The following is a 21,505-nucleotide window of genomic DNA, read 5'->3' on the forward strand; positions in this document are numbered from 1 at the left end:
ACCGCCGTCGTCGTGCGGTGCGCCTCACGCCTCGGCGTTCGCGACGATTGCGTCGAGCAAGCCGGGGAACCGCACCTCGAGCTCGTCGCGGCGCAGCGCGACGTACTGCTGGTTGCCGCGCTGCGTGCGCCGCACGATGCCACTCTCGCGCAGGACCCGGATGTGGTGTGAGGCGTTGGACTTGCTCAGCCCGAGGTCGGCGTAGACACGCGAGCACTCGCATTCGCCGAGCGCGGCCATCGTGCGCACCATGTGCAGCCGGGAGGGATCGGCGAAGCCGCGCATCACGTCGGCCAGGCCGAGGCCGGCCAGGTCCGGGTGGGGCCGGTCGGACACCGGGTTCAGCCCGCGGCGGTGAAGATCTGCTTGCTGAACAGGACGTCCAGCCGGTGCACGTGGGCGGGTGCGGCCAGGATGTCGTTCATCCGCTCGACATCGCGGAAGATGTCCCCGCCGCCACCGTCCACATGGGCCTGGCGGCCGGCGATGCTCGGGAACACCTCGAAGATGCCGAAGGTCGTCGGTCCGAACTGGACGCCGTACCAGGGTCCGGTTTCCGGCTCACCCTCCACGCACCCGAGGATGTCGCGCAACATGACCCGGACTTCCTCCACCTTGTCCGGTCGCGCCTCGATCTCGATGTAGAACGCCTTGGTCCCGTCCGCCCCGTTGCGCCCGGTCATCAGGACGCCCTCGTGCCGCTCCGCGTGCGTCATGTCCGCATCCTTCGCTCGACAGGTTCAATGGTCATTGAACCACAGGACGCCGCACCTCGTCACGCCGTCGCTGTGCCGATGACCAGCGGGTGCACCACCGAAGGCATCCCCCGCCACCGCGCCGTGCTCATCTCCTCGATGTCGAACCGCTGCTTGAGCAGCGCGACGGTGTCGCGATCGCACCGGCAGCCCTGCGCGAACGCCGCCCACGGCCCCGCCAGCCGCGTCTGCCTGCGCGCCAGCTTCGGGTCCTCGGCGCGCACGTGCTCGCAGAACAGCAGCCGCCCACCGGGCCGCAGCACCCGCGCGAGCTCGGCCAGCACCCGGTCGACGTCGGGCACCGTGCAGAGGACCAGCGTCGACACGACCGTGTCGACGCTGGCCTCCGCCATCGGCAGCGCGTCCGCCGGCGCCTGTACCGACCGCATCCCGACGCGGCCCGCCACGCGCTTTTCGAGCCGCCGGTACATCGCCGGGACGGGCTCGGTCAGCACGACCTCCGCCGTCGCGGGGTAGTGCCCGACGTTGAGCCCGGTCCCCGCCCCGATCTCGACCACCCGGCCCTGCACGCGCCGCAGCAGTTCCCCGCGCCGGCCTGCCAGCCCGAGCCGCTCCCCGCGGCGCAGGAACGGTTCGTACAGTGCCGCCCCGAACCGTTCCCAGAGCCCGTCCCGTGCCCCCACGCTGTCCCCTCCGGCCATCGCTCCTCCTCCACACCGCCGATGCGCTGCAGCACACCAGCCACCGGCCTCCCACCGCATCACCCGCACGTGCCATTCCGGGGACTGGCCGGAACGGGCCACGGCCTACGCTCGTGAGATGCCGGGACAAGACCAGGTCGTGCGGTTCACCGGCGGCCCGGACGACCGCACCCTCGCCTGGGCGGCCGTCGGCGCGGGGCCGCCGCTGGTCGTCGGCGGCTGGTGGTGCGGACACCTCGAACTGGACTGGCAGAACGCGTTGTTCCGCCGGTTCGCCGGCCTGCTCGGCGACCGGTTCACCCTCGTCCGCTACGACCGGCCCGGCGTCGGCATGTCCGACGACACCGGGCCGCTGGTCACTTCGCTCGCCGAAGAAGTGGCCGCGTTGAGCGCCGTCGTCGACGCGGCCGGGGAGAAGGTGACCCTGTTCGGCGGTTCGTCCGGCGGCTGCGCCGCGATGGCGTACGCGGCGGCCCACCCCGACCGCGTGGAGCGGCTCGTCCTCTACGGCAGCTACGCCCGCGGCACCGAGATCGCCGCGGCGGAAGCCCGCGATTCCCTGCTGGCGGTCGTCGGACGGCACTGGGGCGTGGGGTCCCGCGTGCTCGCCGACCTGTTCCTGCCGACCGCGACCCCGGCGGAACGCGACGAGTTCGTCCGGTTCCAGCGCGCAAGCCTCACCGCGGAGAAAGCGGCGCGCTCGCTCGCGGCGGTGTACGCGTTCGACGTCCACGACCAGCTGGGCGCGATCGAGGTGCCGACGCTCGTCCTGCACCGCCGCGACGACCGCGCGATCCCGTTCGCGCTGGGCCGGGACGTCGCCGCCCGCATCCCGGGCGCCGCGTTCGTCCCGCTCGACGGCACCGACCACCTGCCCTGGCGCGGGGACGTGGACGGGCTCGTCCGCGCCGTGCGGGAGTTCCTCGGCGCCGGCCGGCCCGCCCGCCTAGCCGGCGCGGCGGGCGGGCTCTCCGAACGCGAGCTCGACGTGCTGCGCCTGGTCGCGCAAGGATTGAGCGACCAGGAGATCGCGCGCCGGCTCGGGATCAGCGCCCACACCGCGCACCGCCACGTGTCGAACATCCGCGGCAAGCTGGGCGTGTCGTCCCGGGCGGCGGCCGCCGCGCACGCCGCCACCGCCGGGTTGCTCTGACCCAGCCCGGGGGCACCGGCAGAACGATCAACTCGGTTGAGGGGTGCGAGGTGGTTCAGGAGGAGGCAACGCCGACCACTGTGCTGTGGCGGCCGACCGGTCCGGAGGAGTGGGAACTCGTCCGGCGGTCCGGCCGGCGCGCTTGGCCACCCGGGCTCCCGGAGCAGCCGATCTCCGGCGTTATCCGGTCCGGCAAGCTGCCGTGGTGCGGGTCAGGGTTTCTGCCCGACTCCGGCCAGCATCACGGACTCGCTGGGGTCCTCGAAGTCGATCACGGGCGTGTCCGGGCCGCTCTCTTCCGGGTGCCACGACGCCGTCCACGTGACGCCGGGCTCCAGCAGGGCGAAGTCGCCGAACAGCGCGCCGAACTCCGCCTTCGACCGCAACACGTGCTTGCTGACGTCGTTGTCGTACATCCGGATGATCGCGTGCAGCTGGGCGGCGATGTCCTCGGGCAGTCCCTCGTGGGTGATCTGCGACAGCACCAGGTACGAGCCGGCCGGCAGCAGGTCCCGGTACCGCGCGATGGCTTCCGGACCCACGTCCCGGCCGTCGGGGCCGGTCTGCTGAACGTGCAGCACCGCGGTGACCAGCAGGGCCAGCGGCTCGCCGAGGTCGACCACCCCGGTCCGGGCGACGGCGTCCCAGACTCCGTCGGGATCCCGCAGATCGCCGTGGATCACCGCGTGGCGGGCGGGATCGCCGTGCTGCTCCAGCAGGATCCGGGAGTGCGCGACCGCGACGGGTTCGTAGTCGATGTAGACGACCCGGGAGTCCGGCGCGACCTCGTCCGCGACCTGGTGCACGTTGCCCATCGTGGGCACCCCGGAGCCGATGTCGACGAACTGCCGCACGCCCCGCGCCACCAGGTGCCGCACGGCGCGGTGCAGGAAGGCCCGGTTGGCCTGGGCGCAGTACTTCCCGGCCGGGAACGTCGTCAGGACCTTCTTGCCGAACTCGCGATCGATCGCCCAGTTGGCCGTGCCGCCGAGGTACCAGTCGTAGACCCGCGCCACGCTGGGCCGCTCCAGGTCCACGCCCGGTAAGGGCTCCTCCGCCATGCCGCTTCCCGACCCCATCGGGCCATCGTATCGCTGCCGGTGCGCGGGGTGATCCTCGCCGCCGCCGGCGCAGTCTGGACCACCACCGGCTGGTCCGTCTTTCCGTGCCCCTCAACGGAAGTTGTCCGGACAAGATCCGCGGCGGCGGTTGACAGCCCCGTCCGGAGCGCAGGACGGTGAACCTGCTTCCCGCACCCGGCCGGAGCCGTCCCGGCGCACCGCGCGGGAGGAAGGGTGTGGGTCCCGTGGGTCGCCTCGCGCGTGCGTCGCTCGTCGTTCTCCTCGTCGCCTTGACCGTGCTGGCGCCGGCCGCGCCCGCGAACGCCGGAACCCCGTGGGACTACCCGGAGTTCCCGTACCCCGCCACCACCTACCAGGAGCCGTTCCGGGGGCAGTTCCACTTCAGCTCGCAGTCCGGGTGGATGAACGACCCCAACGGCCTGGTCTACGCCAACGGCCTCTACCACTTCTTCTACCAGCACAACCCCCACGGCCTCGAGTGGGACACGATGCACTGGGGCCACGCCACGAGCCCGGACCTCGTGCACTGGACGCAGAAACCGATCGCGCTGGAGCCGGGGGTGCATCCCGGCACCCTGTTCTCCGGCGGCGGGGTGGTCGACCGGGACAACACCGCCGGGCTGAAGACCGGTCCGCTCGACCCGATCGTGGTGTTCAGCAACACGAACGGCGTAAGCATCTTCTACAGCAACGACAACGGCCGCAGCTTCCAGGCGTACGACCAGGGCCGCAAGCAGATCGAGATCCCGGACGAGAGCCGGGACCCGAAGGTCGTCTGGGACGCCGCCCGGCACCAGTGGGCCATGGTCGTGTGGTCGAACCGGGGCGGCAACGGCGTCGACCTCTACACCTCGCCCGACCTGCTGCACTGGACCTTCGCCAGCCGGTACGCGGCGGACTGGCTCTTCGAGTGCCCCGACCTGTTCCCCCTCGGCGGCGATCGGTGGGTGCTGACCTCGGCGACCGGCGAGTACGTCGTCGGCGCGTTCGACGGCCGGACGTTCCGGACCGACCGGCCGCAGCCGAAGAAGATGAACCTCGGCACCACCTACGCCGGCGGCACCTTCTACGCCGCGGAGACCTTCACCGGCACGCCGGACGGCCGGGTGGTGCAGATGGCCTGGCAGGGCGGCAACCGCGGCAGCACCTGGACCGGCAACGCGACGTTCCCGGTGACGCTCGGCCTGGTGGACTCGCCCGACGGCCCGCGGGTGACGCGGACCCCGGTCGCCGAGCTCGACTCGCTGCGGGCCGACAGCAGGAGCTGGCGGAACGAGACGGTGGGTGCCGGCGGGCGCGACCCCTTCGCCGGGATCCTCGCCGACACCTACGAGATCACCGCGACCTTCGACGTCGCCGGCGCGACAGCCGGCCAGTTCGGCTTCGCGCTGCACAGCCGTTCCGACGGCACGGCCGACCGCACCGTCGTCTACGACCGCGCGGCGGGCACCCTGGACGGCAAGCCGTTGCCGCCCACCGGCGGTGAGGTCAGCGTGCGGCTGCTCGTGGACCGCGGCCAGCTGGAGGTCTTCGGCGATGGCGGGCTGTTTTCCTTCTCGGACAACGTGAACTTCGACTCCGCCGCGGTCAGCCAGGGCATCCGGCTCTTCGCGACCGGAGGTGCGGTCCGGCTGAAGAGCGCGAAGTTCACGCGCCTCAGCACGAGCTGGGGCACCGCCCAGCCGACGCTGGAGAGCACCCTCGAGGGCCCGTGGCACGCCGCCGGCGGCTCGTGGACCGACACAGCCGCGGGCAAGCAGGCGCAGGCGACCGGCGACGCGTTCTACCTGAGCGCGAGCACCGCGGCGGACGCCGTGTACCAGGGCGACGTCCGGCTGGACACCGCCCAGGCGGCCGGCTTGACCTTCCGGGCCACGGCCGACGGCGCCGGGTACACCATGAACGTCGATCGAAGCGGCGTCGTCAAGCTCTGGCGCCCCGGCCGCGACATCGCCACCTACGCCACGCCCCTTGACCCGGGCGTCACCCACCACCTCGAGGTCCGCACGACCGGCTCACGCATCCAGGTCCGGCTCGACCACGGCACGACGCCGGTCATCGACGCCACCGACGCCACCTACCCGTCCGGACGCTTCGGCGCGAACGCGTACCACGGGTCGGCGACCGTGCAGAACCTGAACACCGGCCCGGCCGGCTTCACGGCGTTCACGTCCGGCCCGTGGACAACCCGGGGCGGCGCTTGGACCACCACCCCGGACGGCCTGCGGGGAACCGCGTCCGGAAACGGCTTCTTCCTCAGCGACCGCACCGGATCCGACTTCACGTACGAGGGTGACGTGTCCGTCACGAACGGCACAGCGGCCGGCTTGACGTTCCGCGCCACCGCCACCGGCGAGGGCTACACGGCGAACATCGACACGAACGGCCTGGTGAAGCTGTGGCGCCCCGGCCTCGACATCGCGACCTATCCGACGTCGGTCATCGAGGGCCGCACTTACCACCTCAAGGTCCGCACGACCGGCGCGCGCATCCAAGTCTGGCTGGACCACGGCGCCACGCCCATCATCGACGCCACGGACTCGGCGTACGCCTCCGGAAGGTTCGGCGTCAACGGATACGCGGGCAACACCACCGCGCAGAACCTCTCGATCACGTGACGGCCCGTGGTCATCGCCAGCGTGACCCGAACCTCAGCCGGCGGGAGCACACCCGGTTTCCGGCCGCAACAGCTTCCCGAGCGCCTCGGCCGTGGCCTCGATGTCCGACGTCGTGTGCGCGGTGCTGAGGAAGACTTTGCCGGACGGCATGAACAGGAAGCCTTGACGCAGCATCCCTTCCAGGAGCACCGTCCACAGCCCGCCGGTGCCGTGCAGGCCGGTGGCCCCACCCGCGGGGATGTACTGGAGGAGCGAGCCGACCCGGTTGAAGCTGCCACAGCCCGGCACCGAACCGAGTGCGCCGCCGACGAGGGCTTCGAACTCGGACGACGTCTCCTCGAGCGCCTCGTAGACCGCCGGGTCGGCCAGCACGCGCATCGTCGCCTCGACGGCGGCGAGCGCGATCGGGTTGGCGTTGAACGTTCCCGCGTGGACGACGCCGGCCGTCACCTGGTCGACCAGGTCCGCCCGGCCGACGACGGCGCTCTGGGTGAAGCCCCCGGCCATCGCCTTCCCGAAGACGGACAGGTCGGGGCGCACGCCGTACTTCTCGGCCGCGCCGCCGCGCGCGATCCGGAACCCGGCGATCACCTCGTCGAAGACGAGGACGACGCCGCGGCGGTCGCACAGGTTTCGCAGCGTGGACAGGAACTCCGGCTCGGGTGCCTCGACACCGGCGTTGCTCATCACCGGGTCGACGAGCACCGCCGCGAGGTCGCGTTCGACGGCCTCGCCCAGGAGGCGCTCGGCCAGGGGCACGTCGTTGAAGCGCGCGATGACCAGGTCGTCCAGCACGCTGGGCGACTGCCCTCGGCCGCCCGGTGACGCGGGCCGATCGGCGGCGTCTTCGGACATTCCGGCGTGCACGGTGTCGTGCCAGCCGTGGTAGCTCTTGGCGAACTTGAGGACGCGGCGCCGTCCGGTCGCGGCCCGGGCGAGGCGCAGCGCCACCTGCACCGCTTCGGTTCCGGTGTTGCTCCACAGCAGCCGCTCGCCGTGGGGCACGGCGTCGAGGACCGCCTCCGCGGCAAGGTATTCGAGGGCGTGACCGGTGCCGATGACCTGCATCTTCTTCGCGACGTCGGACACGGCGGACAGCACGCGCGGGTCGCCGTGGCCGAGCAGGAGCGGCCCCCAGGCCATCACGTAGTCGACATATCGGTCGCCGTCCAGGTCCCAGACGTGCGCGCCCCGCGCCTCCCGCACGAAGAGCGGGTGGGGACGCATCGCGGCGCGCAGGCCCGACCCCACGCCACCGCCGACACTGCGCCGGGCCCGTTCGAACGCGAGCCGGGACGATTCCAGAGCCATCAGTACTCGATCACCGTCCGGATGCCGACGCCGCGCTTCATCTCGTCGAACGCCTCGTTGACGTCGGCCAGGTCGATCACGCGCGTCACCAGCGAGTCGAGGTCGATGCGGTGGTTCAGGTAGTGCTCGACCAGCAGCGGGAAGTCGACGGCGGGCTTGCTCGAGCCGTAGTTGGAGCCGACGAGCGAAAGTTCCTGATCGGACAGGACGAACGGGTCGATCGAGACGCGCACGCCGTCCGCCACCTGCCCGGCCACGACCGCTTTTCCGCCTCGCGCCAGCACCGCGTAGGCCGCCTCGATGGTGCGCGGCAGCCCGATGGCCTCGATGGCGATCTCCACCCCGCGTCCGTCGGTCAGCTCGCGGACCCGGTCCGCGAGATCCTCCCGCGTGCTGTTGATCACGTCCGTCGCGCCGAAAACGCGTGCCTGCTGGAGCTTCTCGTCGGAGAGGTCCGCGGCGATGATCTTCCGCGCGCCGACCAGGCGAGCACCCTGGATCGCGTTCAGCCCGACGCCGCCGCAGCCCAGCACCAGCACGGTGTCGCTCGGCCGGACCTTCGCGGTGGTGACCGCCGCTCCGACTCCGGTCGTGACCGCGCAGCCGATCAAGGCCGCCTGGGCGAACGGGGCGTCGTCCCGGACCGCGATCGCGCCTGATTCGGGCACGAGCGTGTACTGGCCGAACGTGCCGACTCCCGCGAAGCTGTGGACATCCCGCTCGTCGGCGCCTGTGACGCGGGTCCGGCCGTCGAAGGACAGGTGGTTGGCCGAGTGCCGGCTGACCAGGTCGCAGAGGACGGGCCTGCCGCTGACGCAGTAGCGGCACCGGCGACAAGACGGTGTCCAGGACAGGACAACGTGATCGCCCTTCGCCAGCGTCGTGACCCCTTCGCCCACGCTCTCGACGATTCCGGCGCCCTCGTGGCCGAGGATCATCGGCGCGGGCACCTCCCATTCGCCGACGAGCACGTGCAGGTCGCTGTGGCACACCCCGCTTGCTTTCAGCCGCACCAGGACCTCACCGGGCGGCGGCGTGTCGTGGAGCGAAACCCGCTCGACGGCCAGCGGCGCGTCCGGCGTCCTGAAGACAGCGGCGTCGAATTCGATGGTCATGACGGGGTCCCCCTGCGGATGAGCTTCTTGTTGGCGAACTCGTCGATTCCCGACCGGCCCAGTTCACGGCCGAAGCCGGACCTTTTGATCCCGCCGAACGGCAGTTCCGGGCCTTCCAGGCCGACGCCGTTGACGAAGACCATGCCGGCCTCGATCCGGTCGGCGACGCGCATCGCCTGCTCGGGGTCCGTGGTGAACACGTAGGAGCCCAGTCCGTACGGGGTGTTGTTGGCCAGCTCGACGGCTTCGGCTTCGGATCCCGCGCGGTAGACGGTCGCGACGGGACCGAACAATTCCTCGGCGGCCGATGGCGATTCCGGTGCCACCCCGGTCAGGACACCTGGCGGGAAGTACGCACCTTCACGCCGTCCTTCGCAGACCAGGGTCGCGCCGTCGTCGACGGCCCGCTGGACCTGTTCTTCGAGGCGCTCGGCAGCCGCCACCGACGACAGCGGAGCTAGTCCGTCGGCCTTGGCGAGCACCCTTTTCGTGAACCTGCCGAGGAATTCCTCGTAGATGTCCTCGGCGACGATGAACCGCTTGCCCGCGTTGCACGCTTGCCCGGTGTTCTCGAACCGCGCGTCCACCGCGGCCTGGACCGTGGCGTCCAGGTCGTCGGAGGACAGCACGAGGAACGGGTCCGAGCCGCCCAGCTCGAGCACGACCTTCTTGAGGTTGCGGCCCGCCGTTTCCGCGACTTGCGCCCCGCCTCGCTCGGAACCGGTGAAGGACACGCCTTGCAGCCTGGGGTCGGCGATGGCGTCGGCGACCTCGTCGTTGGTTGCACGGACGTTGACGTAGCAGCCTTCGGGGTAGCCGGCGTCGGTGAAGATCCGCTGCAGGGCCGCGGCCGAGCCCGGGCATTGGGGCGCGTGCTTGAGCACGATGGTGTTGCCCAGGGCCAGATTGGGCGCGGCGAAGCGGGCGACCTGGTAGTACGGGTAGTTCCAGGGCATGATGCCCAGCAGGACGCCGATCGGCTGGCGGCGGACGAACGCCGTGCCCTCCCCCTCGATCAGTTCGACGGGCTCGTCGGCAAGGAACTTGTGCGCGTTCGCGGCGAAGTAAGAATAGATGGACGCGCTGAACTCGACCTCGGCGACGGCCTCGTCCAGCGGCTTGCCCATCTCCCGGTGGGCGATGCTCGCGAGTTCGCCGCTGCGCGCGTTGTGCAGGGCGGCGACGGTGCTCAGCAGTTCGGCGCGCTGAGGCACGGTGGTCTGTTTTGACCAGGCCCGGTAGGCCTTCTCGGCCGAGTCGAGTGCCAGGTTCATCATGACGACGCACCCGCTTCCTGGGTCGGTTTCGCGCTCGAGGCCACGTTGTGGTTGTGCAGCGCGCGGTAGGCGAAGAAGTAGACGAACCCCTGGGTGCCCCACGTCGCCAGCGCGGCGGTGTAGAAGAACGTGCGGCTCGCGTCGTCGAACGGGAAGGGGAAGAAGTCGTAGACGATCGCGATGGTGGTGCCGGCCGCGGTCACCAGTCCTGTCCAGATCGCGGGCCACCTCGCGCCGGCGTCCCAGAGCCGCTTGGCGAAGTACGCCAGGAAGACCGCCGAGACGAGGTTGACCGCGACGTAGAACGCGGCGACGGCGAACGCGGCATTGTCGGCGTAGGGGTCTTCACCGTGGAAGTGCCGGAGGAACAGCCCGGCCGCGGTGGCGAGTGCGAAAACGCCGACATCGACGGCCACGGACGGCTTGTAGCCACGGGTGACTTTCAGCAAGCCCATGACGAGGATGAGCGTGATGCCGACCGACCGCGAGAAGGCGTCGAAGAAGTACGCCACGCCGTACAGCACGCTGCTCTGGTCGCCGCCGAGCAACGACCAGACGAGGAAGTTGCTGCCCGAAGTCGCGACGACCATCCATTCGAGACCGAGCAGGTAGTTGCCGTACCGGCGGATGAACCGCCAGCCGAAGAAGTAGCCGACGAAGATCATCCACAGGTCGGCGAGCAGGAAGAGGACGTCCTTCATCGCGCCGGCACCTCCCGCGCGACCATGGCCGCGACCCGCTCGGCGGCGCGCTGACCGGTCAGCACGGCGCCGTTCATGCAGCCCGCCCACTCGCCCGCGGTCTCCGTGCCGGCCCAGTGGACACGGCCGTGCGGCTCGGTGAGCGCCCGGCCGTAGCTCGTGGTCGCGTACGGGGCGACGGCCGGGTTCGGGCCGCCCGGGGCGAACGGTTCCGCTCCCCAGCAGTGGTCGACGTAGTCGATGGGGGCGCTCGCCTGCGTGCCGTACAGCTGGGCGAGCTGCCGCAGGACCATGCTGCGCCGGGTCTCGGGGCCGAAGCCGTCGAACACGCGCGGGTCGCAGAACGCCATCAGGACGCCGGGACCACCGTCGGGCGAGACGTCGAAGGTGATGAACACGGTCCCGGTGTCGGTCACCGCCTCGCCCGAAAGCCCGTTGGTCCGCCAAAACGGCTTGTCGTACGCGACGAACGCCTTGCTCAGGACGCCCATGCGCCACGTTTTCACGAGCCCTTCGGCGGACTCGGGCAACGCCGGGTGGAACGCGATACCCGCGCGGTGTGCCGTCGCGACGGTGACGATCGCGTACTTCGCCGTGATCTCTTCCGAGTCGGTGCGGACCATGACACCGGTGTCGTCCTGGCTGATCCAGCGCACCGGCGTCCCCAGGACGACGCGGTCACCGAGCCGCTGGGCGACCCGCTTCGCGATTTCCTGGGTGGTTTCGAGGTAGCGGTCCTGTTGCTGGCCGCCCTCCACGTCGAGCATGTGGTCGACACCCCCGGCCGCGCGGATGTAGCGCAACGCGTGCAGCAGGGAGACGTCTCCCGGGCTGCAGCCCCACTGCACCTTGCTGACGACGGTCATCAGGGCACGGGTGGCCGGCAGCGCTTTCTTCCGGTCGAGCCACTCGCCGAAGGAGATCGCGTCGAACTCGCCGGCCCGGGGCGACTCCCAGGCCGCGTCGACGTCGACGGCCGCGACCAGCTTCTCCAGCGCCAGCTGGACGCGGGCCATGTCCACCAGCGCCGCCGGCGAGACCTTGGGAATGGTGCCGCGGTAGGTGCGGCGCCGGCCGGCCATCCACAGGACGTTGCGCCCCTGGTTGAACTGGCCGGTCGTGGTGCACCCCACGCGGTTCGCGAGGTCGCGGATCGCCGTGTGCCGACGGGCGACCCAGGTCGCGCCGAAGTCGACCGGCACCCCCGCCACCTCGCCGGAGAGCGATCGGCCGCCGACCCGGTCGCGCCCTTCCAGGACGAGGACGGACAGGCCGGTGCTCACCAGCCGCTCGGCGGCACTCAGGCCGGCGAACCCGGCGCCGACGACCACGACGTCGACCGAGGTGGCCGCGGGACGGCGCTCACGAGATGGCGACATGATTTTCTCCTTTTCAGCGCACACGGGCGGCAGCGCGCAGAGCACGGCGCCGGCTGCCGTTGATCAAGTCGGTGAAGCGGTCGAGCGCCGACACCAGGCGGAGGCTGCGCGGGCCGACCATCGCGAAGGGCGGGAACTTCGGCTTCTCCGCCCAGATACCGTCGAGATCCTCGTGCCTTGATCCGTCCACAATGGAGTCGGCGATGAGGGACCCGACGTACGGTGCCTGGGCCAGTCCGTGCCCGTTGCACGCGATCGAGTAGTAGACGTTGTCCTCGATCCGGCCGGCGATCGACAGCCAGGACGACGTGATCGCGATCCAGCCGCCCCACGCCCGCTCGACAGCGACGTCGGCGAGCGTCGGGAACCGGCTCGCGAACGCGCCGGCGAGCTCCTCGACCAGCTCGCGGTCCGGGGCCTTCGCCGGCAGCGGGTAGGTCATGCCGCGCTCGACGCGCCGGACGCCGAACACGATGGTGCCGCGCGCGGTGAGGCGGTAGTGCTCCATGACCTGGTGCTGGGTGATCACGCCCGACCGGCTGCTCCAGCCCAGTGCGGCGAGCCGCTCCGGGGCGATCGGCTCGGTCTCCATCTCGATGAGCCACATCGGCACCGAGAGCCGTTTCGGGGTGATGTCCCACTCCCCCGAGTAGGCGTTCGTCGCGAGCACCGCGGTGTTCGCCCGCACGGTGCCGCCGGGCGTCGAGATGACGACTTGGCCGCCGCGCGGCGTCACGTCGGTGACCTTGGTCCGTTCGAAGACCCGGGCCGACGACGAGACCAGGATGCGGCGCACGCCCCGGCTCAGCTTGCCGGGGTTCAGCATCCCGCCCACGGCCTCGCGCATGCCGCCGACGAAGCCGCGGGGAATGCCGAGCTGCTCGCTCGTGCCGACGTGACCGCGTCCGCCGGCGCGCCGGAGGATCGCCGCCACGGTCCGCGTCCGGAGCATCTGCCCGGGTCCCACGGCCGCGAACGCCAGGCCGTTGGGCTCGTAGTCGCAGTCGATGGCGTGGGTCTTGATGAGGTCTTCGACGAAGCTCGCGGAGTTCTCTGCCAGCCGCACCATGCCGGGCACCTTCTTGGGGTAGAAGAGGCTCAGCAGGCGGAGGTCCCCGCCCGGGACGCTCGCGATCTGGCCGCCGTTGCGCGAACTGGACCCGTAGCCGCAGAACTCGGCCTCCAGCAGCACGACGTCCCGGCCGCGCTCGGCGAGCCGCAGCGCCGTCGCCATGCCGCCCATGCCCCCGCCGATGACCGCGACGTCGCACGTGAGGTCGCCGTCGAGGCTGGGCAGGACGTCCTCGGGCGGGTCGATCCAGCCGCTGAAGGTGCTGCACTCGACATTGTCGATCCTCATGACTCCGCCCTCGCTTTTCCCTGCGTCGCAGCGTGTTCCGCGATGTGCCGGGTGATGGGTTCGACCAGGGCCGCGGGGATGTGGTGCCCCATGCCGGGGATGACGACGTGCCGGCCGCCGGGGATCGCTTTCACCGTCGCGGCGCCGCCGCTGGGGGCGACCAGCAGGTCCCGGTCACCGTTGATGACCAGGGTGGGCGCGGTGATCCGGCGCAGCCGGGCGGTCCGGTCCCCGGAGCGCTGGATCGCCTGGATCTGCCGGGCCGCGCCCGCGGCCAGGTCGCCGGCGGCGCGGTCCCAGCCCCCTGCCGCCATGGCGGCCTCGGCCGCGTCGTCGATCGGGTACCCCGTTCCGGCGATGTGGCTGGTGATCCGCAGGTGGGCGCGTACTGCCGCGGTTCTGGTTCGCGCCGGTGGGCCGGCGAGGAGCCGGATCGTCGACAGGGCCGGCTGACCGGCCTTCTTCGCGCCTGTGGTCGAGAAGATCGACGTCAGGGACAGGACACGCGCGGGTTCGGTCGCGGCGACCGTCTGGGCGATCATCCCGCCCAGGGACCGGCCGGCCAGGTGGGCCTGCGGGATCCCGAGGTGGTCGAGGACGCCGACCGCGTCGGCGGCCATGTCCGCCAGCGAGTAGGCGTCACGGCGGGGACGCGCGAGCACCTGGCGCCACAGCGCCGGCGGCGGGGTGGCCGCGAACGTCGACTGGCCGACATCGCGGTTGTCCATCGTGACGACCCGGAAGCCCCGGGCGACAAGCGCGTCGACGAACGACCCGGTCCAGAAGGTGAGGTCCTCGCCCATCCCGGCGATGAGCAGGATCGCGGGAGCGGCCTGGTCGCCGTGGTCGCGGTAGCAGATGGTCACACCGGAGGGCAGTGCCGCGTACTGGTCTTCAGACACGGGCCGACCGCCGTTCACCGGGCAGCGCCGCCGGCCGGGCGGTGCCGAACTCGAGGTTCTCGTCGGCGACCGGGCCGCGCAGCGCCTTGGCGTCCTCGGGGTAGGACAGCGCCATCCGCCACGGGGCGGCATCTCCTTGCTTGGGCAGGCTCTTCTCGGCGCGCTTGGCGTAGCCGGCCTGAAGGTCCATGACCGGCCGGTGCGGCATCCCCGGCAGCGCGACCGGGACCACCCGGTCGTGGCCGTGCGCGTCCATGTGCCGGACCAGATCGATGAAGTAGCGGCACATCAGGCTCACCTTGAGCGTCCAGGACGACGTCGTGTAGCCGATCGCCATCGCCCAGTTCGGGATCCCGCTCAGCAGCATCCCGCGGTAGGAGACCGAGTCCGCGATGTCCATCTCGCGCCGGTCGACCACGATCGGCATCCCGTCGAAGAGGCGCATGTTCAACCCGGTCGCGGTGACGATGATGTCGGCTTCCAGCTCCTCGCCCGACTCCAGGACGACGCCGCGCTTGCTGAACCGCGTGATCGTGTCGGTGACGACGGAAGCGGTGCCGGCCTTGATCGCGTCGAAGAAGTCGCCGTCGGGGGCCAGGCACAGCCGCTGGTCCCACGGGTCGTACGGCGGGTTGAAGTGCTTGTCGACGTCGAATCCCTTGGGCAGGCGCTTGCGGTTCTCGCGCCGGATCACCGCTCGTCCGATCTTGGGGAACGCCCGCAGGCCCTTGACGATCGCGTGTTCGGTCCAGATGTTCTTGAACCGCGTCGCGGCGTACCCGCGCTTCTCGCCCAGCAGCTTCGTGAGCGTCGTCGCGACCCGGTCGACGCGGGGCAGCGCCATGACGTAGCTGGGGGTGCGCTGCAGCATCGTGACGTGCCGGGCCTCGGTGGCCATCGCCGGCACCAGCGTGATCGCGGTCGCGCCGCTGCCGATGACGACGACCTTCTTGCCGCTGTGGTCGAGGTCTTCGGGCCAGTGCTGCGGGTGGACGATCCGGCCTCCGAAGTCGTCGCGCCCCGGGAACTCCGGCGAGAACCCCTTGTCGTACCGGTAGTAGCCGGTGGCGGCGAACACCCAGCGCGCGCGGATCGTCTTGACGGACCCCGGAGCCTCGACGCGCAGCGACCACTTCGAGTCCACTGTGGACCACTCTGCCCGGACCACCCGGTGGCGCAGCCTGATGAGGCGCGCCAGGTCGTTCTCCTCGACCGTCTCCCGGAGGTACTCCCGGATCAGCGGGGCGTCGGCGATCGCGGCCTCGTGGCGCCACGGCTTGAACTCGTAGCCGAAGGTGTGCAGGTCCGAGTCGGACCGGATGCCCGGGTACCGGAAGAGATCCCAGGTCCCGCCGATGTTGTCGCGACCCTCCAGCACGACGAGGGACTTCCCGGGGAGCTCCCGGCTGAAATACGTCGCCGCGCCGATCCCGGAAATCCCCGCGCCGATGACGACGACGTCGAACTCCTCGTCGGCGTCCAGCACCTCAGCTGCCATGGTCTGCCTCTCCTCGCTGAGCCGGCTTCGTGATGGCTTCACTGTCGCCAAGCCATGGCCGCGGTCACAACGACGGCGAGCACCAGGTTCGCGCGGAGCTGGTGCACAGTGCACACTCCCGGTATGGAAGAGCTGTGGCCCGCCCCTGCCGTCGAGGTCGCCGACGCGATCCGGTCCGTGTGCCAGCGGCTCCTGGCGGACACGGAAGCCTTGACCGACGCCATTTCGACGATCGCGATCACGGCACAGGACGACCCCGCGCTGCTCTCGGACGCCTCGCTGGTCGAGGAGGACCGCCACCTCAACCGCTCGGATCTCGTCCAGTGGCTGACGTCGAACATCCAGCACCCGGGGCGGCGGGTGGAACCGTACGTCGGCCCGCGGATCACCGCGTACATCGGCGATCTCGTGGCCCGCGGGCTCGCACCCGACTTCGCCGGAGGGTGGCGGGCGGCGCTGGGGATCGGCTGGCGCCGGTGGCTGGAGGAATGCGCGGCACACTGCGCGGATCGCGACCTGCTCGTGGGAGTCCTGGACGTGTCGGCGAAGTCGCTGGTGCAGTACGCCCTCGACTCGGTCGCGATCCTGCGCGAGGCGAGCCTCGCCGCGGCGATGGGCAACGCCGACGCCGAGGCGATCTCCCTGATCCAGATGATCGCCGGTGGGGCGCCGGTGTCGGAGGACTTCGCCGAGGGACGCCTGCGCTACCGGATGGCGCGGTGGCACGTCGGCCTCGTGCTGTGGGTCGACGACCCCCGGCAGCACCAGGTGCTGGACGAGGCGATCGCGGCCGTGCGCTCCGCCGCGGCGGGCCGGAACACGCTGGTGGCCCGGGCCAGTGCCACTTCGCGCTGGATCTGGTTGTCCGGGGCGGATCCGGTCGAGCTGCCCCAGGTCGAGGAGATCGTGGCGGAAGAGGTCAGCGTGGCGGTGGGACGGCCGGGACGCGGGCTCGACGGGTTCCGGTCCAGCCACCAGGACGCCCTCTCGGCCCAGGCACTGGTCATCCGGCTCGGCTCCGCCCGGCGGTTCACCGCCTACGCCGACGTCGAGCTGATCGACGCCCTCACCAAGGACCGCGCGAGTGCCCGCCGGTTCGTCGGCAACACCTCGGCCCACTGGCCGAAGCCGATCCGGAGCTACGGCGGACGCTGCTCACGTACGTGCAGTGCGGCTTCAACACCACCCGGGCGGCCGCCAGCCTCTACGCCCACCGCAACACCGTCGAGCGGCGGGTCTCCCGCGCCAACGAGCTCGCGGTCGTCAAGGTCGAAGACAACCCCACCCACCTCGCGGCGGCACTGCTCGTCCTGGACGTCGCGCCCGAAATCATGGCCGGCTGAGCTTCACCCCAGCTTCCGGAACCAGCGCAAGGCGGGCAAGGCCAGCAGCGTCGCGCCGGACAGCGCCACGAACGCGATGGCCGGGCTGGTCACGAGGAACCCGATCGCCGTCGCCAGCACGACCCCGCCCAGGTTGCCCGCCATCCAGATCAGCCCGGCGGCGGTGCTCTCGGCGTCGGGCGCGTGCCGCTCACTCAGCGAGAGCACGATGGGCAGCGCCGGCAGCAGCACGAAACCCGTCCCGAGCAGCGTGAGGAAGGCCATCGGCGTGCTGGGCACCAGGGCCAGGTGCAGGCACGCCACGGCCGTGAACGCGATCCCCGCGCCCATCAGCCCGACCTCGCGGCCGCGCCGGTCCGCCCACACCGGCACGACGGCGCAGCCGAGCACCCCGGCGATCATGGTGCCCGCGAGGATGAGCCCCGCGGTGGATTCCGGCACGCCGGCCGGCGCCAACAGCGGTTGCGCGAACGTCGCGAGCGCGATGAACGTACCCATCGGGATGGCGACGACCGCGCACAACCGCCGGATGTACCGGTTGCCGAACGCCGCGCGAAAGGCCCGGAGGCCGCCGGTCACCGGGCTTGTTCGTGCCGGCGGGGAGCGCAGTGCTCCGACGAGGCACAGCGCGGCGTCCAGGGCGATCAGCGCGGTGATGAGCGTGAGAGTGCGGATGTTGCTTTCGCCGGGCAGGAACGCCCCGAGCAGGTACCCCACGACCATGCCGCCGAAGGTGGCGGAGGACGCGGCGGCGATCCCCGTAGCGCGGTCCTTTTCGGACAAATAGCCCACGGCGAGACCCGGGATGGCGTTGAGGACGAACGGCTGTCCGGCCGCGGCGACGACCTGGCCGATGAAGGCCCAGGTGAAATCGTCGGAGACCAGCCTCAGGAACGCCCCGGCGGCGGTGAGGACCGCGCCGGCGACGAGGGCCGGCCGGAGAAACCGGTCGAGCGCGAGGCCGGCCGGGATCGCGAGAAGCACGTAAATCAGCGGGAAGACCTGCGACAGCCAGCCGATCGCCCCGACGGAAACGCCGAAGTGCCGCGCGGCGTCCGCGGTCACGGGCGCGTAGGTCACGAAGAGCGCCTGGCTCGCGACCGCCAGCAGCCCGTAGGCGAGGAAAACCGTCCACCGGCTCTTCACCTGCTGCTGCGCCCTCGCGGTGACGGCTCGGCGCGCGACCCGCGCCCGGCGGCGTGGAGCGTCCAGGCCGAACGACTCGCCTCGCCGGCGGGCGGTGCTCCCGATCATGACCGTGACGACTGCGACCGCGCCGGCGGCGGCAGCACCACGCACTCTTCGCCGAGGGGGCGTCAAATCCGGCATCTGGTTGTCCTTGTCGGTCGATCGTGAGGCTCCACTGTTCGCCATCCCGATCGTCCTTGGGTACGACACTCTGCACCCCGATTCGCCCCGCGCGGTGCATCCGGCACTATCGCGCCAGGAACTCCAGGGCCTGGTCGACGAACCGGGCGTGGAACTGGAAGATGCCGCCGTGGCCGGCGTCGGGGTAGATCACCAGTTCGCTGTCCGGCAGGCGTCGGGCCAGGTCGTGGGTGTTCTTCGTCGGCACCATCCGGTCGTGGTCTCCGTTGGCGACCAGCACGGGCTGGCGGATGGCGGAGAGGTCGGACGGCTTCTCCAGGCCCCAGCGGTGGATGGCCTTGAGCTGGGCGATGTAGGCCCTCGGCGCGATCGCCTTGTCCCGGTCGTTCTTGCGTTCCTTCAAGCGGGCCAGGAACTCCTTGCCCGCCCGCTTGCCGTTCGGCGTCCGGGTGAAGAAGAGGAACTGCTTCGGATCCTGCAGGGTCAGCAGCGCCCGGACGGTGTCGAGGTTCGAAATCCTGGTGACGTTCTTGATGCCCTCGCCCCCGGCGGGCCCGGTGCCGGCGATGATCAGCTTGCGGACCAGGTCCGGCTCGGTCTGGGCGATCACCTGCGCGATCATGCCGCCCATCGAGAACCCGAGCAGGTCGGCCTTCGTCAAGCCCAGCGCGCGGATGAAGGTGACGGCGTCGGCCGCCATCGCCTGGATCGACTTCGGGGTGGTGCCGGTGGACGCGCCCACACCGCGGTTGTCGAAGGCGATGACCCGGTGGTGCGCGGCGATCCCGTCGACGACGCGGGGGTCCCAGTTGTCCAGGACCGCGGCCAGGTGGGTCAGGAAGACGACCGGGACCCCGGTCTTCGGGCCGAGCTCGCGGTAGGCGAAGTCGACGCCGCCGGCGGAGACGGTGCGGGTCGGTGCGTCCCGATAGGACAGTACGACGTCTTGGTTGCTGTTCATTGTTCGTCCTTTTCGGTCACTTGCCGAGGAAGAGGTCGACCTGGGCGGCGAACTCGTCGATGTGCTGGAACAGGAAGGCGTGGCCGGCGTCGCTGTAGAGGACCAGCGTGGAGTCGGGAACCTCTTCGACCGCCTTGTAGGAGCCGAGGGCGGAGATCATCACGTCGTGGATCCCGTTGGCGTACAGGACCGGCTGGCCGATCGCCCGCAGCTGGGCCTTCAGCTGGTCCCATTCCACGGCCAGGAGGCGTCCGACGGCGGCGAGCTGGCCCTGGGCGGCGTCCTCGGTGACCGCGGGACCGCCCGCTTCGAGGCGTTTGGCGACCTTCCCGAGGTGCTCGAGGCCTGAGACCCGGGCCTGGTCGGTTTCCGGGTAGAAGAGGTAGAGCAGGTCTTCGGCGTCCGCATCCGGCTTGGCCATGATGGACAGCACCCGCTCCCCCATCGCCGGGGTGCCCGGCGCGACGCCCGGCCCACTGCTGCCGGCGACGACGATCTTGCGCACGAGACCGGGCCGCCGGAGCGCGACCAGCTGCGCCACGATGCCGCCGAGCGACCAGCCGAGCAGGTCGACCTGCCCCAGCCCGAGGGCCTCGACGAACTCGATGGCGCCGTCAGCGAACCCCTCCGCGGTGTCGCGCGGCTCGCCGCCGGTGTACCCGATGCCGACGTTGTCGAACAGGATCACGTCGCGGTCCGCGGCGAGCCGGTCGACGAACTCCGGGTCCCACCAGTCGATGGTGCCGCGGAACCGCATGAGCAGGACCAGGGCACGCCACCCCGCGGTCCGGTGCGCCGGTAGGTGAAGACCGCGGAAGGACCCGCGGCGGTGTGATTCTCGAGGGTGTCGGCTGTGTAGGTGGTCATGGTTTATATTATGACCATAATTCTATGAGCGGTGCAAGCGCTCCCACCCCCATGACGAGCGACTCAGCTAGGCGTTCTGTCCGGGAAGGTTGCGATCGGCGCGACACGTGACCGGATGATCCTGGTATGAGAGAGGGCCTCCGGGTTCGGTGTGGATTGCGACGTCTACACCAAGCAACGGAGGCCCTCGCGACCCACGCTAACGCACCCCTGACCCCGACCGGCAGGCTGCACCTGGCCCGCTATGTCGTCGACGAGGGCCGGCCGCTGCGGCGAGCTGCCGAACGGTTCCAGCTGCCGGTCTCCACCGCCGCCCGATGGGCCGCTCGCTACCGCAGGCAGGGCGAGCCAGTAATGACCGACCGCTCTTCGCGGCCTCGGACCAGCCCACACCGGACACCCACCCGGATCGAACGGCAGATCATCAAGGTCCGGTTGATCCGCCGGTGGGGACCGGCTCGCATCGCCTACCTGCTCGGCCTGACTCCCTCGACGGTGCATCGGGTGCTGACTCGCTATCGGCTAGCCCGGCTCGCCTACCTCGATCGAGCCACGGGCCGGCCCGTCCGCCGCTACGAACACGCCGCACCCGGTGACCTGATCCACGTCGGCATCAAGAAGCTGGGCAACATCCCCGGTGGCGGCGGCCGCAAAATCCACGGCCGCGCCGCAGGTGGACCCGACAGCGCCGCTCATCGTGACCCGGCGCGGCCGCGCACGGTCGGTGGCCGCGCGAACCTGGGCTACAGCTACCTGCACAACGTCGCCGATGATCACTCCCGGTTGGCCTACACCGAGATCCTGGCCGATGAGACCAAAGAAACCGCGGCCGCGTTCTGGGGTCGGGCCCAGCAGTTCTTCACCGACCACGGGATCACCGTCGCCCGGGTCCCGACCGACAACGGATCTTGCTACCGCTCACTTCTCTGGCGCGACACGCTGCGCGACGCGGGCATCGTCCACAGACGCACTCGGCCATACCGGCCGCGGACCAACTGCGAGGCTGGGTTCACGTTCGTTTCGGGGCTGGCCTGACCCACATACCAACCGGCCATCGGTGCCTTGTTCCCGAAGCGTCGACCAGCCCCGGAACGAACGTTGACCAGGCGGTCGGGCCTGACTGGTGACTTGATAGGAGCCTGGCCAGAGGCCCCATCGCAGTTCTGTCCCTGCCCAGGCTCGGCCGCCTGAT

At 70.8% G+C, this 21,505-nt stretch carries 18 protein-coding genes and 2 pseudogenes; 5 read left to right on the forward strand and 15 right to left on the reverse strand.

Translation table 11 applies throughout. The features are described from left to right. Positions 1-24 precede the first annotated feature (24 nt). Genes ACZ7OH_RS25080 through ACZ7OH_RS25090 form a run of 3 tightly spaced genes read right to left on the reverse strand, consistent with a single transcriptional unit; the run spans position 25 to position 1,417 of the window. Entirely contained in the window at positions 25-336 is a 312-nt protein-coding gene (locus ACZ7OH_RS25080; RefSeq protein WP_470282985.1) for an ArsR/SmtB family transcription factor, read from the reverse strand. A 5-nt stretch (positions 337-341) separates the two neighbouring features. Beyond that, positions 342-716 carry a putative quinol monooxygenase gene (locus ACZ7OH_RS25085; RefSeq protein WP_013225627.1) on the reverse strand — a complete coding sequence of 125 codons (375 nt, stop codon included), beginning with the start codon at positions 714-716 and terminating at the stop codon, positions 342-344. A 59-nt stretch (positions 717-775) separates the two neighbouring features. Continuing rightward, positions 776-1,417 carry a class I SAM-dependent methyltransferase gene (locus ACZ7OH_RS25090; RefSeq protein ID WP_470282986.1) on the reverse strand — a complete coding sequence of 214 codons (642 nt, stop codon included), beginning with the start codon at positions 1,415-1,417 and terminating at the stop codon, positions 776-778. A gap of 118 nt (positions 1,418-1,535) precedes the next feature. Here ACZ7OH_RS25090 and ACZ7OH_RS25095 point away from each other — a divergent pair, with 118 nt between their 5' ends. Further along, positions 1,536-2,570, forward strand: coding sequence for an alpha/beta fold hydrolase (locus ACZ7OH_RS25095; RefSeq protein WP_470282987.1), 1,035 nt, complete (start codon positions 1,536-1,538; stop codon positions 2,568-2,570). A 212-nt stretch (positions 2,571-2,782) separates the two neighbouring features. Here ACZ7OH_RS25095 and ACZ7OH_RS25100 read toward each other — a convergent pair whose 3' ends face one another. After that, the gene (locus ACZ7OH_RS25100) at positions 2,783-3,631 is read right to left on the reverse strand and encodes an SAM-dependent methyltransferase (protein WP_470283185.1); all 849 of its coding nucleotides are present in this window, start codon (positions 3,629-3,631) and stop codon (positions 2,783-2,785) included. Positions 3,632-3,876: 245 nt separating this feature from the next. Between ACZ7OH_RS25100 and ACZ7OH_RS25105 the strand changes: the two genes are divergently transcribed. Next, complete coding sequence (locus ACZ7OH_RS25105; RefSeq protein WP_470282988.1) at positions 3,877-6,270, forward strand: glycoside hydrolase family 32 protein; 2,394 nt, start codon at positions 3,877-3,879, stop codon at positions 6,268-6,270. Positions 6,271-6,303: 33 nt separating this feature from the next. On the opposite strand, the gene ACZ7OH_RS25110 is transcribed toward ACZ7OH_RS25105, so the two are convergent. Genes ACZ7OH_RS25110 through ACZ7OH_RS25145 form a run of 8 tightly spaced genes read right to left on the reverse strand, consistent with a single transcriptional unit; the run spans position 6,304 to position 15,813 of the window. Further along, entirely contained in the window at positions 6,304-7,581 is a 1,278-nt protein-coding gene (locus tag ACZ7OH_RS25110) for an aspartate aminotransferase family protein (protein ID WP_470282989.1), read from the reverse strand. Further along, positions 7,581-8,696: a Zn-dependent alcohol dehydrogenase gene (locus tag ACZ7OH_RS25115; protein WP_470282990.1), complete on the reverse strand. Its 1,116-nt coding sequence runs from the start codon at positions 8,694-8,696 to the stop codon at positions 7,581-7,583. Before ACZ7OH_RS25115 ends, ACZ7OH_RS25110 begins: the two co-directional genes overlap by 1 nt. After that, the gene (locus ACZ7OH_RS25120; protein ID WP_470282991.1) at positions 8,693-9,973 is read right to left on the reverse strand and encodes an NAD-dependent succinate-semialdehyde dehydrogenase; all 1,281 of its coding nucleotides are present in this window, start codon (positions 9,971-9,973) and stop codon (positions 8,693-8,695) included. Before ACZ7OH_RS25120 ends, ACZ7OH_RS25115 begins: the two co-directional genes overlap by 4 nt. Beyond that, complete coding sequence (locus tag ACZ7OH_RS25125) at positions 9,970-10,674, reverse strand: transporter (RefSeq protein WP_470282992.1); 705 nt, start codon at positions 10,672-10,674, stop codon at positions 9,970-9,972. Before ACZ7OH_RS25125 ends, ACZ7OH_RS25120 begins: the two co-directional genes overlap by 4 nt. After that, on the reverse strand, positions 10,671-12,053 hold the full coding sequence (locus ACZ7OH_RS25130) for a flavin monoamine oxidase family protein (protein WP_470282993.1): 1,383 nt from the start codon (positions 12,051-12,053) through the stop codon (positions 10,671-10,673). Before ACZ7OH_RS25130 ends, ACZ7OH_RS25125 begins: the two co-directional genes overlap by 4 nt. 13 nt (positions 12,054-12,066) lie before the next feature. Further along, a complete protein-coding gene (locus tag ACZ7OH_RS25135; protein ID WP_470282994.1) occupies positions 12,067-13,413 on the reverse strand; it encodes an NAD(P)/FAD-dependent oxidoreductase in 1,347 nt (448 codons plus the stop codon). Continuing rightward, entirely contained in the window at positions 13,410-14,315 is a 906-nt protein-coding gene (locus ACZ7OH_RS25140; RefSeq protein WP_470282995.1) for an alpha/beta fold hydrolase, read from the reverse strand. The genes ACZ7OH_RS25135 and ACZ7OH_RS25140 overlap by 4 nt, the downstream gene beginning before the upstream one ends. Further along, positions 14,308-15,813: a flavin-containing monooxygenase gene (locus ACZ7OH_RS25145; protein WP_470282996.1), complete on the reverse strand. Its 1,506-nt coding sequence runs from the start codon at positions 15,811-15,813 to the stop codon at positions 14,308-14,310. The genes ACZ7OH_RS25140 and ACZ7OH_RS25145 overlap by 8 nt, the downstream gene beginning before the upstream one ends. 711 nt (positions 15,814-16,524) lie before the next feature. Between ACZ7OH_RS25145 and ACZ7OH_RS25150 the strand changes: the two are divergent. Continuing rightward, a pseudogene (locus ACZ7OH_RS25150) lies at positions 16,525-16,752 on the forward strand (hypothetical protein); the annotation flags it as partial. A 212-nt stretch (positions 16,753-16,964) separates the two neighbouring features. Further along, complete coding sequence (locus ACZ7OH_RS25155; RefSeq protein WP_470283186.1) at positions 16,965-17,156, forward strand: helix-turn-helix domain-containing protein; 192 nt, start codon at positions 16,965-16,967, stop codon at positions 17,154-17,156. Between the two features lie 3 nt (positions 17,157-17,159). Here ACZ7OH_RS25155 and ACZ7OH_RS25160 read toward each other — a convergent pair whose 3' ends face one another. The 3 genes from ACZ7OH_RS25160 to ACZ7OH_RS25170 form a co-directional block, all read right to left on the reverse strand. Then, complete coding sequence (locus ACZ7OH_RS25160) at positions 17,160-18,410, reverse strand: MFS transporter (RefSeq protein ID WP_470282997.1); 1,251 nt, start codon at positions 18,408-18,410, stop codon at positions 17,160-17,162. Positions 18,411-18,591: 181 nt separating this feature from the next. Continuing rightward, a complete protein-coding gene (locus tag ACZ7OH_RS25165; protein WP_470282998.1) occupies positions 18,592-19,446 on the reverse strand; it encodes an alpha/beta fold hydrolase in 855 nt (284 codons plus the stop codon). A 16-nt stretch (positions 19,447-19,462) separates the two neighbouring features. Continuing rightward, positions 19,463-20,203 carry an alpha/beta fold hydrolase gene (locus ACZ7OH_RS25170; RefSeq protein WP_470282999.1) on the reverse strand — a complete coding sequence of 247 codons (741 nt, stop codon included), beginning with the start codon at positions 20,201-20,203 and terminating at the stop codon, positions 19,463-19,465. Between the two features lie 266 nt (positions 20,204-20,469). On the opposite strand from ACZ7OH_RS25170, the pseudogene ACZ7OH_RS25175 reads away from it, so the two are divergent. Beyond that, positions 20,470-21,309 (forward strand): annotated as a pseudogene (locus tag ACZ7OH_RS25175) (IS481 family transposase); the annotation flags it as partial. Positions 21,310-21,505: the final 196 nt, after the last annotated feature.

Source organism: Amycolatopsis sp. NPDC114478, from assembly GCF_055633805.1.

Excerpts from the sequence above, each read along its gene's own strand:
- ACZ7OH_RS25120 (WP_470282991.1), bottom strand. The coding sequence starts at position 9,973 with ATGATGAACCTGGCACTCGACTCGGCCGAGAAGGCCTACCGGGCCTGG.
- ACZ7OH_RS25160 (WP_470282997.1), bottom strand. The coding sequence starts at position 18,410 with ATGATCGGGAGCACCGCCCGCCGGCGAGGCGAGTCGTTCGGCCTGGAC.
- ACZ7OH_RS25100 (WP_470283185.1), bottom strand. The coding sequence starts at position 3,631 with ATGGCGGAGGAGCCCTTACCGGGCGTGGACCTGGAGCGGCCCAGCGTG.
- ACZ7OH_RS25095 (WP_470282987.1), top strand. The coding sequence starts at position 1,536 with ATGCCGGGACAAGACCAGGTCGTGCGGTTCACCGGCGGCCCGGACGAC.
- ACZ7OH_RS25115 (WP_470282990.1), bottom strand. The coding sequence starts at position 8,696 with ATGACCATCGAATTCGACGCCGCTGTCTTCAGGACGCCGGACGCGCCG.
- ACZ7OH_RS25170 (WP_470282999.1), bottom strand. The coding sequence starts at position 20,203 with ATGCGGTTCCGCGGCACCATCGACTGGTGGGACCCGGAGTTCGTCGAC.
- ACZ7OH_RS25165 (WP_470282998.1), bottom strand. The coding sequence starts at position 19,446 with ATGAACAGCAACCAAGACGTCGTACTGTCCTATCGGGACGCACCGACC.
- ACZ7OH_RS25135 (WP_470282994.1), bottom strand. The coding sequence starts at position 13,413 with ATGAGGATCGACAATGTCGAGTGCAGCACCTTCAGCGGCTGGATCGAC.
- ACZ7OH_RS25090 (WP_470282986.1), bottom strand. The coding sequence starts at position 1,417 with ATGGCCGGAGGGGACAGCGTGGGGGCACGGGACGGGCTCTGGGAACGG.
- ACZ7OH_RS25085 (WP_013225627.1), bottom strand. The coding sequence starts at position 716 with ATGACGCACGCGGAGCGGCACGAGGGCGTCCTGATGACCGGGCGCAAC.
- ACZ7OH_RS25125 (WP_470282992.1), bottom strand. The coding sequence starts at position 10,674 with ATGAAGGACGTCCTCTTCCTGCTCGCCGACCTGTGGATGATCTTCGTC.
- ACZ7OH_RS25130 (WP_470282993.1), bottom strand. The coding sequence starts at position 12,053 with ATGTCGCCATCTCGTGAGCGCCGTCCCGCGGCCACCTCGGTCGACGTC.
- ACZ7OH_RS25110 (WP_470282989.1), bottom strand. The coding sequence starts at position 7,581 with ATGGCTCTGGAATCGTCCCGGCTCGCGTTCGAACGGGCCCGGCGCAGT.
- ACZ7OH_RS25145 (WP_470282996.1), bottom strand. The coding sequence starts at position 15,813 with ATGGCAGCTGAGGTGCTGGACGCCGACGAGGAGTTCGACGTCGTCGTC.